Source organism: Candidatus Clostridium helianthi (assembly GCF_045310795.1).
GTDB lineage: Bacteria > Bacillota > Clostridia > Clostridiales > Clostridiaceae > Clostridium > Clostridium helianthi.
Genome location: NZ_JBJIAB010000001.1, coordinates 289442 through 306078, shown reverse-complemented (window position 1 = coordinate 306078; position 16637 = coordinate 289442). Strand labels below are relative to the sequence as shown.

General features: G+C 28.6%; 15 protein-coding genes and 1 other annotated feature. Of the genes, 10 read left to right on the top strand and 5 right to left on the bottom strand.

Going from position 1 to position 16637, the window contains the following annotated elements; all coding sequences use genetic code 11:
* Window positions 1–640 precede the first annotated feature (640 nt).
* On the bottom strand, window positions 641–1612 hold the full coding sequence (locus ACJDTP_RS01395) for a biotin--[acetyl-CoA-carboxylase] ligase (RefSeq protein ID WP_406760271.1): 972 nt from the start codon (window positions 1610–1612) through the stop codon (window positions 641–643).
* A 185-nt stretch (window positions 1613–1797) separates the two neighbouring features.
* On the opposite strand from ACJDTP_RS01395, the gene ACJDTP_RS01390 reads away from it, so the two are divergent.
* From ACJDTP_RS01390 to ACJDTP_RS01355, 8 genes are all read left to right on the top strand, one after another.
* The gene (locus ACJDTP_RS01390) at window positions 1798–2832 is read left to right on the top strand and encodes a phosphodiester glycosidase family protein (RefSeq protein ID WP_241394410.1); all 1035 of its coding nucleotides are present in this window, start codon (window positions 1798–1800) and stop codon (window positions 2830–2832) included.
* Window positions 2833–2852: 20 nt separating this feature from the next.
* Entirely contained in the window at window positions 2853–3893 is a 1041-nt protein-coding gene (locus ACJDTP_RS01385) for a dipeptidyl-peptidase IV (RefSeq protein WP_078116432.1), read from the top strand.
* 492 nt (window positions 3894–4385) lie between these two features.
* A complete protein-coding gene (locus ACJDTP_RS01380) occupies window positions 4386–5033 on the top strand; it encodes a site-2 protease family protein (protein WP_078116431.1) in 648 nt (215 codons plus the stop codon).
* Between the two features lie 55 nt (window positions 5034–5088).
* Window positions 5089–5368 (top strand) — a binding site (T-box leader).
* A 181-nt stretch (window positions 5369–5549) separates the two neighbouring features.
* Window positions 5550–7241, top strand: coding sequence for an arginine--tRNA ligase (gene argS / locus ACJDTP_RS01375; RefSeq protein ID WP_406760270.1), 1692 nt, complete (start codon window positions 5550–5552; stop codon window positions 7239–7241).
* Window positions 7242–7392: 151 nt separating this feature from the next.
* Window positions 7393–8526 carry an AI-2E family transporter gene (locus ACJDTP_RS01370; protein ID WP_406760269.1) on the top strand — a complete coding sequence of 378 codons (1134 nt, stop codon included), beginning with the start codon at window positions 7393–7395 and terminating at the stop codon, window positions 8524–8526.
* A 29-nt stretch (window positions 8527–8555) separates the two neighbouring features.
* On the top strand, window positions 8556–9092 hold the full coding sequence (locus tag ACJDTP_RS01365) for a nitroreductase family protein (protein ID WP_406760268.1): 537 nt from the start codon (window positions 8556–8558) through the stop codon (window positions 9090–9092).
* A 261-nt stretch (window positions 9093–9353) separates the two neighbouring features.
* Window positions 9354–10082: an HAD-IB family hydrolase gene (locus tag ACJDTP_RS01360; RefSeq protein WP_017212749.1), complete on the top strand. Its 729-nt coding sequence runs from the start codon at window positions 9354–9356 to the stop codon at window positions 10080–10082.
* Window positions 10083–10096: 14 nt separating this feature from the next.
* Window positions 10097–10855: a ribonuclease H-like domain-containing protein gene (locus tag ACJDTP_RS01355; RefSeq protein WP_077840245.1), complete on the top strand. Its 759-nt coding sequence runs from the start codon at window positions 10097–10099 to the stop codon at window positions 10853–10855.
* 156 nt (window positions 10856–11011) lie between these two features.
* On the opposite strand, the gene ACJDTP_RS01350 is transcribed toward ACJDTP_RS01355, so the two are convergent.
* Window positions 11012–11893, bottom strand: a complete 882-nt coding sequence (locus tag ACJDTP_RS01350; protein WP_406760267.1) for a ComEC/Rec2 family competence protein — start codon at window positions 11891–11893, stop codon at window positions 11012–11014.
* A gap of 396 nt (window positions 11894–12289) precedes the next feature.
* Between ACJDTP_RS01350 and ACJDTP_RS01345 the strand changes: the two genes are divergently transcribed.
* The gene (locus tag ACJDTP_RS01345; RefSeq protein ID WP_406760266.1) at window positions 12290–14041 is read left to right on the top strand and encodes a phosphoenolpyruvate carboxykinase (ATP); all 1752 of its coding nucleotides are present in this window, start codon (window positions 12290–12292) and stop codon (window positions 14039–14041) included.
* Window positions 14042–14235: 194 nt separating this feature from the next.
* Here the strand turns inward: ACJDTP_RS01345 and ACJDTP_RS01340 are convergent, their stop codons facing one another.
* The 3 genes from ACJDTP_RS01340 to ACJDTP_RS01330 form a co-directional block, all read right to left on the bottom strand.
* Window positions 14236–14994, bottom strand: coding sequence for a putative ABC transporter permease (locus ACJDTP_RS01340; protein ID WP_077844738.1), 759 nt, complete (start codon window positions 14992–14994; stop codon window positions 14236–14238).
* 219 nt (window positions 14995–15213) lie between these two features.
* Window positions 15214–15414, bottom strand: coding sequence for a DUF378 domain-containing protein (locus tag ACJDTP_RS01335; protein ID WP_011968370.1), 201 nt, complete (start codon window positions 15412–15414; stop codon window positions 15214–15216).
* Window positions 15415–15487: 73 nt separating this feature from the next.
* Window positions 15488–15958, bottom strand: coding sequence for an Lrp/AsnC ligand binding domain-containing protein (locus ACJDTP_RS01330; RefSeq protein WP_078116425.1), 471 nt, complete (start codon window positions 15956–15958; stop codon window positions 15488–15490).
* A 248-nt stretch (window positions 15959–16206) separates the two neighbouring features.
* Here ACJDTP_RS01330 and ACJDTP_RS01325 point away from each other — a divergent pair, with 248 nt between their 5' ends.
* Window positions 16207–16527 (top strand): hypothetical protein, encoded by a 321-nt coding sequence (locus ACJDTP_RS01325; RefSeq protein WP_077844736.1) that lies wholly within the window; start codon window positions 16207–16209, stop codon window positions 16525–16527.
* Window positions 16528–16637: the final 110 nt, after the last annotated feature.

Here is a 16637-nt window from a genome sequence, read left to right as displayed (position 1 = left end):
ATTTGGAACAACTTCTAATCTAAGAATCACAGCCAGCAAGATCTTCTAATGAACACTGCACAAAAGCATATATTCTCTTTCTTTATTTTGTAGTAAATCTAAATTAAATTCATATTTATGCAAGTATTTTTATGTTTTAAGTTTAATGCCAATTAACCGAAATGAAAATCATGAATTTGTTCCAGTTGCTGAGAATTCCACAAAAGCATGACTTTCATTTCTTTGTTTAGCGGAAAATTTAAAATAAAGCTATATTCATGCAAGTATTTTTATAATATGTGGCTTAAGAATTTGGGAATACACTATAAGAATATATTAATGAGAGATTTTATTGATACACTTTGGTTATTTCACACTTAGATAACGGCCTAAAATTAAGAGTATATCTTAATTTTAGTATATACCAGAAAAGAAGATCATGCTTTTGTGGAGGCGTTACATAGGGGATTTAGCTGTAGATATTTCTTCAGTAGAAGTTGTTTCATTTTTGCTTGTCCTGCACTTGCTGTAGGAGCATGCAGAAATGGGTACAACTTCTGCTGTTAGAAATTCACAGCAAAATCCTCAGTAACCCGAACAAATGCATGATCTTCTTTTCTATAATATATACACTTAACTTTAAATATTGCAATATCAATCTTTAGTTAATTCCATTAAAACTAATCTCTCCAGTAATTACAGCTTTTTCATTTCCATTGCTATCTATGACCATAAGGTCCCCGTTATCAGAGACAGAAACACAGGTAACAATTTCTTCATTATTATATGTAATTAGTTTTGCCTTTCGCCCTAAAATATTGGAATGATTTCTGCATATTGAGATTGTCTCGGAAAGATCTAATTTATTGATAAAGTTATTATATAATACTTCGAAATTATTTAAGAAAGCTGAAAGTATCTCACTTCTTTTGAAATCTTTATCATATTCAATCTTTAGTGAAGTAGCAACTGGTTTTATACTGTCATCAAAATCACTTTCATCTATATTAATATTCATCCCTACGCCCAAAACTAAATAATGAACACTATCCATGTCACATTTCATTTCAGCTAGGATCCCACAAAACTTTTTGTCATTTAAAAGTATATCATTAGGCCATTTAATAGTTGAATTAATATCTAAATTACTTAGTGTTTTATAGACAGAAGCAGCAGCAATTTGAGTTATTTTAGGAGCTTCCGTTGGAGGAAGGTTAGGCCTTAATATTAATGAAAACCAAAGACCGCCACTTGGGGAAACCCATTTTCTGTTAAATCGACCACTTCCCAAAGTTTGCTTTTCTGCAATTACTATAGTGCCATGCTCGGTTTCTTTCTGTGCAAGCTCTTTTGCTTTAATATTTGTAGAATCTATTTCGTTAAAGTAAACTATGTTTTTTCCAATAGCAGATGTTTTTAATAAAGGTAAAATTTCATTTTTATTTAATAAATCAGGAGAATTAAGTAATTTGTACCCCTTATTAGAAATTCCTTCTATTATATAGCCTTTTAATTTTAAGTTTTTTATATGTTTCCATATAGCAGTTCGTGAAACATTTAAAGTAGAACTTAGGTATTCGCCGGAAACATAATCTTGAGATTTTTTTAATTCATTTAAAATTTTATCTTCCATTCATATATACCTCCTAAGACTCATTATAACATAATGTGAGTATTTAAAAGCAAAATCCAAGTACTAAATAGAATAAAATGCTGGAAAAATGAAATTATTGTAATCTAATTGAAAATATTATATAATTAGATCTGGTGTAATTTTTATAAATGCAACTAAAATGCATTTTTAGAGAGGATAATAAAATGGATATAAATAGAAAAAATAAGAATATAAATAAGAAATCTAAGGTAAAAAAAAGCAAGAAAAAAGTAAATAAGATTTCATTTAAGACACTAGCTATATTTTTTGCATTTGAATTGTTTTTTACTGGATGTACATTCCCATTTTTACTTTTATATGGACCATTTGATAATGCGAAAAGCCAATATGTTGGAGCAGCAATGACTTCAATGAGTCATCAATATCTGGCAACATGGTTTTTATCAGATAAAAAAATAGCAGAAATTATGGGAGAAAACTCAACTGAAGAAACTAGTGAAACTACCAATATATCTGATATTAAAGTTCCAAAGGTTAAAGACGATACTATAGAACTTCATGATATAGAAAATTCTAAGTATAATGGTTATTATTTGGTGGTAAAAGATCCAACAAGAGTTAAAATTGGAGTAAGTTCTAAATTGGGAGTTGAAGGTGAAACTACATCAACAATTGCTGAAAACAATGATGCTATAGCGGCTATTAATGGTGGAGCATTTACAGATCAATCATCTGCTGCTCAGTGGACAGGAAATGGTGGGTTGGCATCAGGAATTGTAATGACTGGTGGGGAAGTGAAAGTTAATGATGTAGGAGATAACCCAACAACAACTTTTGGGATAGATAAAAATGGAGTAATGGTTGTAGGTGACTATACAGTAGCTAAGCTTAAAGAACTTGGAATTCAAGAAGCTTTAAGTTTTGGTCCGGCATTGATAATTAATGGAAATATGGTAAAGATAAACGGTGATGGAGGATTTGGGACAGCCCCTAAAACTGCTATAGGACAAATGAAGGATGGCTCAATAATTCTTCTAGTTATAGATGGTAGAGAAATTGGAAGTATAGGAGCAACATTAAAGGAATTGCAAGAGATTATGCATCAGCTAGGCGCATGGAATGCAATGAACTTAGATGGTGGAAAATCAACAACATTGTATTACTATGGAGAAGTTAGAAATAAACCATCAAATAGTATGGGAGAAAGATCTATTCCAACAGCAGTTATTGTTAAATAAACAGAAGGTGAGGTAGAATTATGAAGATGTTTAAGAAGATAACTGCTTGGGCATTGTTATCTATACTATTACAAATTTCTGGCTTATACATTTTAGAAAATTTTATTTTTAAGCATACGTCAGAATTTAAAAGTAATAAAATAGAAGTTCAAAAAAAAGATATTACAAAAGATATTAAGGCTAGTATTCCAAGTAAAGCTAAGGATGTTAGCATATCATATGATGGTAAGTATTTAACGTATAAGTTAGATGAAGAGTTATATTTGGAGGACACTGCTACAGGTACCAGTAATAAGGTCACAACAGAAAGCAAAGGAACTATTATGTACTGTGATTGGCTTCAAGAAAGAGACATATTAGTAATAGCTGAGAAAGCCAAAAAAGAAGGAGAATCTAAAGTTCAAATTGTAACTTATAATGTAAAAAATTCAACAGAGTCTTTAGTTAAAGAAATATGCTCAGCTGAAGATGACATGGAAGTTAGTAAGATAAGTGCATCTATATTTACGAACGTGTATTATGTAGATATTTATAAAGGTGGATTAAAGAGTATAGTTTATAGAATTGACATAAATAATGATATGAGTAAAGTGTCACTTAAGACTAATGTATTAGGAAATATGCAAGTAGTTCCACATAACGATAGATTAATATATGAGGATAAGTTGAATAGTAAATTTTTTGTTACGAGCCCTAATAAACAATTGGTGTTTAATGGTAATAAGAATCTGACACTTCTTGGAATTGATAGAAATGATGTGATTTATGTTGGTGAGCTTAATGGTGATAAAATTACCAATATCACTTATGGAAAAGTTGATGAGGATACAGCAAATTGGAAAAAGGTAACACTTGATTCGGTTGTAAATGTTAATGACTTGTATTTTAGCAATAAGAGTGAAATACTAGTTAATGATAATCTTAAAGGTAGTGTCAAGAATTTAAGTACAGGAAAAGAAGTTGAATATGAAGGGAAACTTGTTCAAATTAAAGAAGATTTTATAGCTACGGAAGATAATAGTGGAAAATTGGTTTATAAAAGTTTGAATGATAATAAATAAAGTTGGTAAGTAAAGAGTGTTTAATTAAACTTAAATTAAACACTCTTTATTAAATTAGATCTTATAATATATATGCTGCAATTGAGTTTCTACCTTTTGTATTAATTAGGCATTTGGTTTACTAAAATTTAAAATGCAAGTTTATTAGAACGAAGTGCATAGAATAAGGCTGTAATCTAAACGAATAATGGGATTTACATTGTTGAGATTAATCTTTTATGATATAATGTTTGGAATAATATAGTAAGAAGTGATTTTAGCGTTCTATGTAAATACTTACAACAGTTATAATAAAGTTAGTGAAGATAAAAAATATATATGCCTAAAAAGTTTAATTTATAAAAGTTTATCTTAAACTATTAGAGAATAAAAACTGAATAATATTGTAAGAACAGAATTATATTATTTAGTTGCAATATATAAGTTACTTTAATGGAATTTATTCTAAGTATGATATAATATAAGACATACATATCGAAAAAGGAGGAAAACATGAATTCAAATTCAGTACTTAATATGATTTTAATGATTCCAGGGATGCTTATCGCCTTTACATTTCATGAATATGCACATGCATTAATAGCAGATAGAATGGGAGATAAGACGCCAAGGTTTCAAGGAAGATTGACTTTAAATCCAATTGCGCATATTGATCCTATAGGATTTATAGCTGTACTTATTTTTAATTTTGGATGGGCAAAGCCAGTACAGACTAATCCATCAGCTTATAAAAATTATTATAAAGATGACTTGAAAGTAAGTTTAGCTGGACCAATTGCGAATTTTTTAGTGGCCATAGTAACTTCAATAATTTTGGGACTTTATTATAGCTTTGCATATAGATTTTTACCAGATGCATTGGCTGGGGTATTAGAACGAATGATATTTATGACACTTGTTATTAATATAAATATAGGATTGTTTAATTTGATACCAATACCAGGATTAGATGGGTTTAGTCTTTTAAGAGATTTAAATCCAAATACGTTCTATAGATTTGAAGAAAAATTTTATCAATATCAAATGTTCATTATGTTAGCGTTAATCTTTGTTGGGGGAAGAATAATTTCTATACCAGCGGGCGTTATACGTAATATGCTTTTAGGGATTACTAATTTAATAACACGTTTCCTATTTTAAAAATAAAGTTGACAAAATTTAAGATAATTTGTATAATTTATTATCATTAATATTGAAAAATTCTAAGAAGAGGAAAGTAGTTTAATTGATTCCTTTAGCGAATAGGGAGTTGGTGTAAGCCCTATGGATAGATTATAACGAAGAGAGCCTTGGAGAAGCCACCTGAAATAAGTAGTTAAAAAGATAATAATCTAATATAGCTGGTATGATATATTAACTATTATTTTTAAACCTTTAGTAGGGTTGGTCGCAAGTTAAATTGCGTTAAAAGTTGAGAGGTATTTTATTTATATAAAATACAATAAGAGTGGTACCGCGGATAATTCGTCTCTTTTTATTTAAGAGGCGGATTTTTTTTGTTCTTTAGAAATCTATATCGAAGTTAAATTTGTGCAAGTATTATGAGAAATACTAACTAAGAAGATTAAATTTTGAGAAAGAATAAAGAAATACATTCTTACAAATTATAAAGTTATTTAATTTATGAAGAGTTTGTCTAAATATAAGGAGGATATTATGGATTATAAAAGTAAAGTTGCAGAACTAATAAAAAAACATGTAGAACTAGAAATTGAAGCTATTGAAAAATTAATTGAAATACCGCCAAAGCCAGAAATGGGGGATTATGCATTTCCATGTTTCCAATTGTCAAAGGTTATGAGAAAAGCACCTAATATGATAGCAGAAGAATTAAAAAACAATATGTCTACTGAAGGATTTGAAAGAATTGAAAATTTAGGACCATATGTTAACTTCTTCGTTGATAAAGGAGTATTTGCAGAAAATACAATCAAAAAGGTTTTAGAAGATGGAGAAAATTATGGAGCGTCAAATATAGGAGAAGGGAAAACAGTCTGTGTTGAATACTCTTCACCTAATATAGCAAAACCTTTCCATGTTGGTCACTTATTCACTACAGCTATAGGTAATTCTTTATACAAGATGTTTAAAAAGGAAGGGTATAATACTGTAGGATTGAATCACTTAGGAGATTGGGGAACTCAATTTGGTAAGCTTATAAGTGCATATGATAGATGGGTAGATGAAGAAGCATTAGAAAAGGCTCCGATTGATGAATTACTTAGAATATATGTTAAATTCCACGAGGAAGCTGAAAAAGATCCTTCATTAGAAGATGAAGCAAGAGCAAACTTTAAAGCATTAGAAACTGGTGATGAAAAAGCAACAGCTCTTTGGACTAGATTTAGAGAGTTAAGTTTAAAAGAATTTGAAAGAGTTTATAACATTTTAGGAGTTAAATTTGACTCACTAGCTGGAGAAGCATTTTATAATGATAAAATGGATGTTGTTGTTGATGAGTTAAAAGAAAAAGGACTTCTTGTAGAAAGTAATGGAGCTCAAGTTGTAATGCTTGAAGAATATAATATGCCACCTTGTATAGTATTAAAAGGTGATGGTGCATCAATATATGCTACAAGAGATTTAGCAGCTGCTATGTATAGAAAGAAAACTTATGATTTTCATAAATGTGTTTATGTAGTTGGAACTCCTCAAGCACTTCACTTCAAACAAGTATTTAAAGTGTTAGAACTTGCAGGACATGAGTGGGCTAAGGATTGCGTTCATGTAGGTTTTGGATTAGTTAAGTTCGCAGACAGAAAACTTTCAACTAGAAATGGATCGATTGTTTTACTTGATGATTTACTTCGTGAAGCTGTAGAGAAGACAATGGAAGTCATAAATGAAAAAAATCCAGAACTTGAAAACAAAGAGGAAGTTGCAAAGAAGATTGGTGTAGGAGCAGTAATTTTTACTTACCTTAAAAACTCAAGAGAAAAAGATATTGTTTTTGATTGGAAAGAAATATTATCATTTGATGGAGAAACTGGTCCATATGTTCAATATTCATATGCAAGAGGAAATAGTATATTAAACAGAGGTAAAGAATGCACTGGGACTGTTGACTATAGTAAATTATCTTCAAAAGAAGAATTTGAGTTAGTTAAGAGCATAGCTAACTTTAATAGCGTAATAACTTTAGCGTTAGATAAGTTGGAGCCTTCAATATTAACAAGATACGTAATTGAAGTTGCAAAAGGATTTAATAAATTCTATAATGCACATTCAGTATTGAACTTAGAAGATGAGGATTTAAAAGCTACAAGATTAAACTTAGTTAAAGCAAGTTTACAAGTAATAAAAAATGGATTAGAGTTACTTGGAATAGATGTAGTAGAAAAAATGTAGTTAATTAATATTAAATTTATTATAATTTTTTGAAATAGAGGGATGTCTTATGTAGCAACCCTCTATTTTTGACTCGTTAATTTCTTTTATATGCCTTAAAAAAGTGATATATGGTATAATTGAAAAAAGCATGGAAAGGATGTGGGATTAATTGTTTATAAATAGAAATATTAAGTATAGGGATATATTAATATTTGCTTTAATAGGTGTAATTGGATATAAACTTATAGATAATTATAATTTTTTCTTTGATATAGGCAGAAAAGTTTTATCTATTATGTCACCTTTTATATATGCTATTATTTGTGCTTATATATTAAATCCAGTAGTAAGTTTTTTTGAGAATAATTTTAAAACTAAAAGAGCAATATCAATATTGATTACATATTTTATAATTATAGCTTTAATTATTATAATATTATTTTTTACGATACCAAGTATAGTAGACAGTATAGTAAATATAACTAAAGAAATGCCGGCCTATGTGGAAATTATACAAAAGTGGATTAATGCTCTTCTTCAAAATGAAAGAATAAAGACACTAATTGTACAAGCGGGACTTTTAAATAAGCTACAAGAAATGTCAAGCCAGATAGGAAGCGTAACAATAGGACTACTACAAAATTTTATTATGTACCTATTATCATTTACATCAAATTTAGTTAGTGTGATTTTTGGTTTTTTAATTTCAATTTATGTTTTAGTGGATAAGGAAAAGTTACTAAAACGTGCTAGAACCATAACATACATGATTTTTAATGAAGAAAAGGGGAATAAGTTAATTACGTTTATTAGAACCTATAATAAAATGATAGGAGTTTATATAGGGATAAAGGCAATTGATTCCGCAATAATAGGTTTTATATCACTTATAGGCCTACTAATTGTTGGGGAACCCTATGCACCACTAATAGCACTGATAGAAGGGATTACTAATATGATTCCTTATTTTGGACCACTCATTGGTGAAGTAGTCGGTGCCGGAGTTGCAATCTTTGTTTCACCTATGAAGGCTTTTATGGTATTCATACTTTTACTTTGTATTCATCTTTTTGATGCTTGGTACCTTGATCCTAAGCTTATAGGAAAAAAGGTTGGAGTCAGTCCCTTAGGGATAATATTAGGAGTAGCAATAGGCGGCGGTTTTTGGGGACCTTTTGGAATGCTTCTTGGGTCACCTACAATGGCAACCATAAAAATATATTATGAGAAAACAGTTGATGAGTTTAAAAAAAGGAATCCAGGATTAGTTAAGAAAGAAAGTCTTGGAGAAATTGATTTATAAAAGATTATAAAGAATTTAGGAGAAGTTTTATGAAGGAATTTATTGGTTTATTAAATGAACGTCAAAGTTGCAGAAAGTATTTAAATAAACCCGTTGAAAAAGAAAAGTTAGTAAAATGTATTGAGGCTGCAAGATTAGCTCCATCAGCATGTAACAGCCAACCATGGCATTTTGTAGTAGTGAATAATAAAGAGCTAGTGCCTAAGGTTTCAGAATGCTTACAGGATGCAGTTATGAATAAATTTACTACAGAATGTCCAGCTTTTATAATAGTAGTGGAGGAAAGTGGAAATTTAACTTCACGTGCTGGAGCATTAATTAAACAGCAAGATTATAGATCTGTTGATATTGGGATTGCAACTGAGCATATATGTTTAGCAGCAACAGAACAAAACTTAGGTACTTGTATTTTAGGTTGGTTTAATGAAAAAGAACTAAAAAAACTTTTAAATATAAATAAATTAAAGAGAATTAGACTAGTAGTGGCTGTTGGATATCCAGAAAATGATAATATAAGAAAAAAAGTGCGAAAGAATATAGATGAAATTCTAACTTTTATAGAATAGTCATGGATAAATTTTAACGACACTATCAATAATAAATATATTTGGTAGTGTTTTTACTTATACAATTTATAGTATATATTGCAAAAATAATTCTTTATCGTAATTCCAGAAATATTGCAAGAATTTAAGTCGTGATTGTGAATCTTGGAATGTGTATTGTGAATTGCAACATATATATTTAAATTAAGCAGATAGATTTTATAAGCTTTTCTGAAATGAAAAAATAAAGTATAATAAATAAGTATAAAAGGATGTGAGTTAATGGCAAATATAGGTGCGTTTTTTGATTTAGATGGAACTTTATACAGAGAAGGACTAATAACAGAAGTATTTAAAAAGATGGTTAAATATGAAATTATAGGTTCAGAAAGATGGTATAATGATTTAAGGCCTTACTTTATGAAGTGGGATAAGAGGCAAGGCGATTATGATCAATATCTGTTGAAAATGATTGATATATATGTTGAGTCAATTAAAGGATTACAGAAGTATCAAATGGAATATATAGCTAAGAAAGTTGTAGAACAAAAGGGCGATAGAGTATATACTTTTACGAGGGACAGAATAAAGTGGCATCAAGCTAATAATCATACTCTAATTATAATATCCGGATCGCCTTCAGAACTTGTTGGAGAGATGGCCAAGAAATATGGCTTTACAGATTATATAGGTGCAAAATATATTATAGATGATAAAAATGTATATACAGGGCAAGTTACACCAATGTGGGATAGTAAAAGTAAATCGAAGGCGATAAATGAATTTGTTAAAAAGTATGATATAGATTTAAACGATAGTTATGCATATGGAGATACAGCAGGCGATTATACTATGTTTAAAAATGTAAAACATCCTTATTGTATGAATCCAACTAAGGAACTTTTGCAAAAAGTATTGAAAGATCGAGAATTAATAAAAAGAGTGAATGTTGTTGTTGAAAGAAAGGATGTAATATACAATTTGGACATTGAGGATATACAATTCTTATAGAAAAGAGTGATACTGTGATTATTCGTGAAAATAAGGTGAAGGTTGAAGAATATAGTGAAGAATTTATGATGAAGTCTCAAGATAAAGAATATACACCAGAAGAAATTATCTTCTTTGATTTAGAGCATTATGTATATAAGAAGCCTAAGTGTATTGGAGTATTTGGGGCGTGTGAGTATGATAAGAAAAATAATAATATTCTAGTAACCCAATATATGATTGAAGATAGAGATGAGGCGACACATATACTGTATCTCGCTAAAGAATATTTTATAAAGATGAAACAAAAAGGAAAAAAGGCCATTATCACTTTTTCAGGGAATAATGATTTTTCAGTTATTAATTATCTTTTCAAAGAAAATAATATATATTATAATTTTAGTGAAGAATTTGATTCGATTGATATCCAAAAGGAATATGAAAAGAATAAAAAATTGTCTATTGGGCTTAAAAAGTTAGAGAAAGTTTTTGATATTGTAAGAGAGGGAGAGGTAATCAGCGGATCTAATCTAGCTAAAACTTTTCACAAAGTTATGAAAGATAAAAGCTATTTCAAAAGAATGCCAGAAGAGAAAATAGAAAAAATTCTTCTTTACAATGAGCAGGATGTTATAAATTTATATTATATATATGTAAACTGGAAAAAATATATTTATGAAGATATTGAAGATATTATCGAAGAAGCTATCGCTGAAGATGAAGTTGAAGATTTAGAAAATTTAGAAGAAGAATATGATATTCAAGAAAATTCATTGAATAATAATTCTAATTAATGACTGCAAAATAAATAAAATAGAAATAAATAATTTAGAAATAATTAAATTTTATTTCTGATTTTTAAATGACTCCAAGTTTTTGGGGTCTATTTTAATGCGTTGAGAACAGCTAGGATGCTTTTAATATAATGAAGCATCCTTTTTTATGTTGATTTATTTTTTTGATATGTTAGAGCCGTCTGAGCAAATGACGATGGTTCCATCTTTATCTGTTCTATAAGTTTTTATATTGTTTTCACCTAATAATTTTGTAGTAATAGCATCAGGATGATTGTATATATTGTCTTTACCTACAGATATAACTGCTATTGAAGGATTAACTTTTTTTAGAAAGTCTTTACTAGTAGAAGTTGAGGATCCGTGGTGTCCCACTTTAAGCACATCTGCACTGATATCTTCATTATTATTAAGAATTTCTTTTTCTACTTCCTTTTCGGCGTCGCCAGTAAATAAAAAAGAAGTGTTACCATATTGAATTTTTATTACAGGAGAGTAGTTGTTTAAATTATCATAAAAATCCTTATTAGGAGAAAAGACATTTACTTTGGTATTTTCACCTAAGTCAATAGAAGTACTATTGTTTTTCAATACATGTACTTTTAAATTTTTATCTTTTAAAGCATCTACCATGTCCTCAAAGCTTTTGGTAGTAGATTCAACTTTTGGAGCATAGAAAGTTCCTATACTATAAGTTTTTATTATATCATCCATATTACCAATATGATCTTCATGTGGATGAGTTGCAATTACATAATCTAATTTATTTAAGTCTAGCCCTGATAAATAGTTAAAGAGTTTTCTTCTATCAGATTTAGGTCCAGAATCTATTAAAAGATTTTTGTTATTTACTTGAACGAGAATGCAATCACCTTGGCCTACATCTATATAGTGAACAAGCATCTTGTTTGGATCAGCGTTACTGGCTTTATTTGAATTGAATTTTGTAAGGCCGCAACTTACTATGGAAAATGAAAATAATAGAATTGCAAGAAAAGTTAGTAAATATTTTTTTACATTATATTTATTTTTATTCATAAAAAGTTGTCTCCTTGATTACATAGTTTTAATATAATTCTACCATTTAAGGAAATGTAACGGAAATGAAATTGTTCTAAATGTAAGCAAAAGAAAAATAAAAAGTTGGAATAAAACACGAACAAATTTGTGAAAAGGCAATATAATATTCATATAATGAGCTTTCTGAGCTTTTTTATAACATAGTCAGATAGGAGTGGAGGAACTAACTTTATTGAATTTTAATTTAAGGAATTTCTTATGAACTCAATTAATTTTTAGGTGAAAAAATCTTTAAAATGAAAAATGCAAAGGTTGAATATTGCAAAAAGTGTGATATAATTATTTCAATATGTGGAATTTGAAATAAAAAATGCAATATTTAAATATGAAAAAATTCATATGGGGGGCCATGAAATGAAGAAAGAATTTTCTATGAGTAATGACAAAGTGATGATAAACTTTACAGCAAAGTACTGTAATAGCTTTGAGGCTATACTAGAAAGTGATGGATTTAGACGAATTTTAGAAGTTTATCTAAGAAGAGCTAAAAAGAAAAATTCAGTAGCATACAGATATTTAAGTAAGACATTAAATACAGATAGTCTTATAGATATTAGAAGAGATTTAACTGTAGTAATAAAATATTTAACAGTTATGAGTGTTGAGGAAATTGTAGAGATTAGTGACTCATATTCGAAATTATTAGAGGATAGAGACAAGTTTGTAGTATTTATAGAAGATTTCTATTTGTTTTGGAGAAAACTTGAAAGATATACAATAGTTCATAGATATAAGGTTCAACAAGGACTTGCAGCAGTTAGTTTTACAGAAGCAAATGCTAACTTTTCTACATTAATTCTAAGTTTGTACAGAAAAATTGAACAGCATGTTGCAGGATATCAGCCAAAAGTTTATAGACAAATACCAGCTGGTGGAAATGCCTGCATAATGATTCATGAGATGGAATGGGTAAGACCAAATGGATATGAAGCTTTAGAGGAAGTACCATTTATTGATCATATACTTTTAGAAACACCATTTATAACTTATCCTAAAAAGAATACAAGAGATGGAATGTTCACAGAGATAAAATATAATCCATTAAAGTATGCACAAATAAATAAAGAACATTGGTTTTGTTATCCAGCTAAAATAGGCGGATTACTTACTTTCATTTATTTCCATAGAGATTTTATGGAGCATGGAATAACTTTGTGTAATCTGTTCGAGATGGCTAGAAGTGAAGAAACAAGGGGAAGAAAGCCTGATATTATTTATGTATTTGGAGCTAAAGATAACGATGAAGACCTAAAAACTGTGTTCTTTGATGATGTTCAAAATGATATAATGCTTGGATATGTGAATCATTCAGAAAAGATAGATTATTTTGGTTATATAAAGAAGATGACATTAACATTATACAACTTAATAATGATAAAGCGAGGATATTTGCCAATACATGGTTCGATGGTAAATATTATTTTAAAAAGCGGAGATGAAGCTAACGTTGTTATCATGGGAGATAGCGGAGCAGGTAAATCTGAAAGTTTAGAAGCTTTTCGTAGTTTAAGCGAAGATTATATTTCAGATATGACTATTATCTTTGATGATATGGGAACTTTTAAAATAGAGGATGGATTAATTAAGGGATATGGAACTGAGATTGGTGCATTTGTCCGATTAGATGATTTAGATCAAGGATACGCCTTTAAAGAAATGGATAGAAGTATATTTATGAATCCTGATAAGGTCAATGCTAGACTTGTAGTACCAGTAGCATCATATAAGGAAATATCAAAGGGACATCCAATAGACTTTTTCTTCTATGCTAATAACTACGACGGCGTTAATGAAGGAGAAAAATATTTAGATTACTTTAAAACTCCAGAGGAAGCCATTAAAGTATTTAAAGCAGGTGCTAGAATGGCGAAGGGAACAACAACGGAGAAGGGGTTAGTAGAGTCATTTTTTGCAAATCCATTTGGACCAGCGCAAAAGCAGGATGAAACAAATATTTTGATAGAAAAATATTTTAAGACAATGTTTGAAAATGGACAAGTAAAAGTTGGACAAATTAGAACTTGTTTAGGAGTAAAAGGGCAAGAAAAAAATGGACCAAGAAATGCAGCTATAGAATTATTCGATGAAATTAAAAGCATGAAATAAATACTAAGGCACAATCAAATAAATAACAAGTCCATTTGCCAGCCTATTTCCCATTATGCTACGTTGGCAAATTGACCTAATAGATCCGCTATGAGGGCAATTTGCCGCCTTGCCTAATGAAAAATATCCATGGCAACTTTGGACTTATTATTTATTTTCATGTGCCTAAAAGAGATTAAGGTAAAGCATTTACCTTAATCTCTTTTTAATTTATCTCTTAAAGCCTTAAAAATATTTAAAGATCTATAAGAAATGCTTGAAAAGTTTTGTCTTGATTGTTTATTATATAAATTCATTTTTAACTTACTAAAAAATGATTCAAAGTGTCTAATCCTACCAACAGCTTTTTCTTTTGTGAAATTCAATAAAGAACTTGGTTTATCAAATAAAAAATTAGCTGGCACAAATTGAAATGCAAAAGACATTTTTTCAAATTGCATTAAAGAAGCTATAGTTAAACTAAAATCAATAAGATAATAAATAATAATAAAGAAAATAAATACCTCACCAAGTGTTTTGGGAATATTATTGATTATGTTTACCACTATAGGATGTATTATCTTAATTATGCCTACCTCACCAACTCCCCAGAGTAGAGAATAAAGTAAACAAACACGACCATGTATATTAAATGGATCGTCGGTATAATCCCACCACTTTGTCTTAAATGCTTTTTCTAATACAAAACCAGTAATATATTCTAAGACTGTTGTAAAGAAACAGGCTAAGAAGAATAAGGCGAAAATATTATTTTTGTAGTTATCAAGAAAGACTACAAGAAATAAGACGCCGAATCCATATATAGGACAAAAGGGACCATATAAAAATCCTCTATTAACAAACCTACGTTCATTTTTAAAATAATACAAGACTTCGAGGCACCAGCCAGCGAATGAATAGAATACAAAAAAATATATTAAATTATAAAAATTAAAATTTAATACTGTACGCAAATGTATACTAACCTCCTAGTAAAATATAAGTATTAATAATTTATTCCATTATATATCAAAACATAGCTAAAGAAATATTAATTTTACATTAAAAATTTCTTATCACTATGTATAAGGCTTAAGTATAAATAAATATTATATTGAGATTAGCAGCGATAGAATTAGCGTTTAAGTCATTTTTATTTTAACAAATATAATATTAATATTTATTATGCTGCATTATACTCTAGATCTTTCTTGAACGAAAAAAGAGATAGAATATAGACTAGCAATTCCAACTAAACAATAAATTATTGTAGATAACATTGAAAAACTTCCAAAAAGGAAATCTACTAAGTTAAATCTAAAAAAACCTATTAAGCCCCAATTAATGCCGCCTATAATTATAAGGGCAAGTGAAATTGAATTTAAAATTTTCATAAAAAACACACTCCTTATTATAAGATACCTTTAGTATGCATATAAAAATGTGTTTTTATTCTATTTTTTATAATTATTCTAATGATATGTTTCTGTCTATAGGTTGAGATAGAGAAATAAATGTGTCAGTTCTTTGTACTCCATCAATGTTATTTATCTTGTTGAGTAAAACATTCTGTAAATCTAAAATATTAGCACATACAACTTTAGCAAACATGGAATAATCACCAGTAGTTAAGTGCAATTCAACTACTTCCTTTATGTTTGACATTTGGTCGAATACAAAGTTAAAAGAAGATGTTTTATCAACATAGATACCTACAAAACAACATACATCGTATCCTAGTTTAGGTAGATTTAATATTATTCTAGAACCCTTTATTATTCCTAGATCCTCCATTTTTTTCATTCTTACATGGATAGTACCACCACTTACATGGCATATCCTGGCAATCTCTAAGTAAGGAGTTCTACAATCTTTTATTAACAAGTCAAGTATTTGTAAATCTAATTCATCTAAATGATTATTTGAAATTAAATTCATTATATCACCTCATATCTTTTATATCATATACTTTTTTTATTTTATCAAATATGTGCGAATAATTAAAGATAAAACTATAAATTTGTTAAAAAAAAATTATAATATTGATATTTTAATAAAATTTATTACTTTTTGATTATAATGTATACTGATGAAATCAACACCAATTAAAAGGAATGCTTGATAATAGTTTATATATAAATTATCATTAACCATATAGACTTTTTTATAGGAGGATATGTGAGTAGATGAATCTTTTTACATCAATTATTTTATTTGTATTAATGCTTCTTGTTATATTTGTAGCTTATGCACTATGCAAAAAATTTATATTTGGTAAAGTGCGTATAAATAAGTGGATACCTTTAGCGATAGCTGCAGTATTATTTGCAGCCCAAATATTCGTAGGTCAATCAAATACTTATATTTCAAGTGGATTATCTATTTTTGCAGTTCTATTTTTCTTATGGTTCATGGATATTACGCAAAGAGGTGGACTTAAGAAAAAAGAAAAGCAAATAGTGATTAAGCCAAAAGCTAAACCAAATAGAGTTAAAAAAAATAAATAGAAACATAGAAAAGAAATAGAATGTATGATTTATAACAATGTAAATGTTTTGAAATTATATATTCTATTTCCTTTTATATGAATTATTTTTTTAAGAATATATATACGTTG

Bases quoted from the DNA above. Each gene is read 5' to 3' on its own strand.
- ACJDTP_RS01395 (WP_406760271.1), bottom strand. From the start codon at position 1,612: ATGGAAGATAAAATTTTAAATGAATTAAAAAAATCTCAAGATTATGTT.
- ACJDTP_RS01390 (WP_241394410.1), top strand. From the start codon at position 1,798: ATGGATATAAATAGAAAAAATAAGAATATAAATAAGAAATCTAAGGTA.
- ACJDTP_RS01385 (WP_078116432.1), top strand. From the start codon at position 2,853: ATGAAGATGTTTAAGAAGATAACTGCTTGGGCATTGTTATCTATACTA.
- ACJDTP_RS01380 (WP_078116431.1), top strand. From the start codon at position 4,386: ATGAATTCAAATTCAGTACTTAATATGATTTTAATGATTCCAGGGATG.
- argS (WP_406760270.1), top strand. From the start codon at position 5,550: ATGGATTATAAAAGTAAAGTTGCAGAACTAATAAAAAAACATGTAGAA.
- ACJDTP_RS01365 (WP_406760268.1), top strand. From the start codon at position 8,556: ATGAAGGAATTTATTGGTTTATTAAATGAACGTCAAAGTTGCAGAAAG.
- ACJDTP_RS01360 (WP_017212749.1), top strand. From the start codon at position 9,354: ATGGCAAATATAGGTGCGTTTTTTGATTTAGATGGAACTTTATACAGA.
- ACJDTP_RS01350 (WP_406760267.1), bottom strand. From the start codon at position 11,893: ATGAATAAAAATAAATATAATGTAAAAAAATATTTACTAACTTTTCTT.
- ACJDTP_RS01345 (WP_406760266.1), top strand. From the start codon at position 12,290: ATGAAGAAAGAATTTTCTATGAGTAATGACAAAGTGATGATAAACTTT.
- ACJDTP_RS01335 (WP_011968370.1), bottom strand. From the start codon at position 15,414: ATGAAAATTTTAAATTCAATTTCACTTGCCCTTATAATTATAGGCGGC.
- ACJDTP_RS01330 (WP_078116425.1), bottom strand. From the start codon at position 15,958: ATGAATTTAATTTCAAATAATCATTTAGATGAATTAGATTTACAAATA.
- ACJDTP_RS01325 (WP_077844736.1), top strand. From the start codon at position 16,207: ATGAATCTTTTTACATCAATTATTTTATTTGTATTAATGCTTCTTGTT.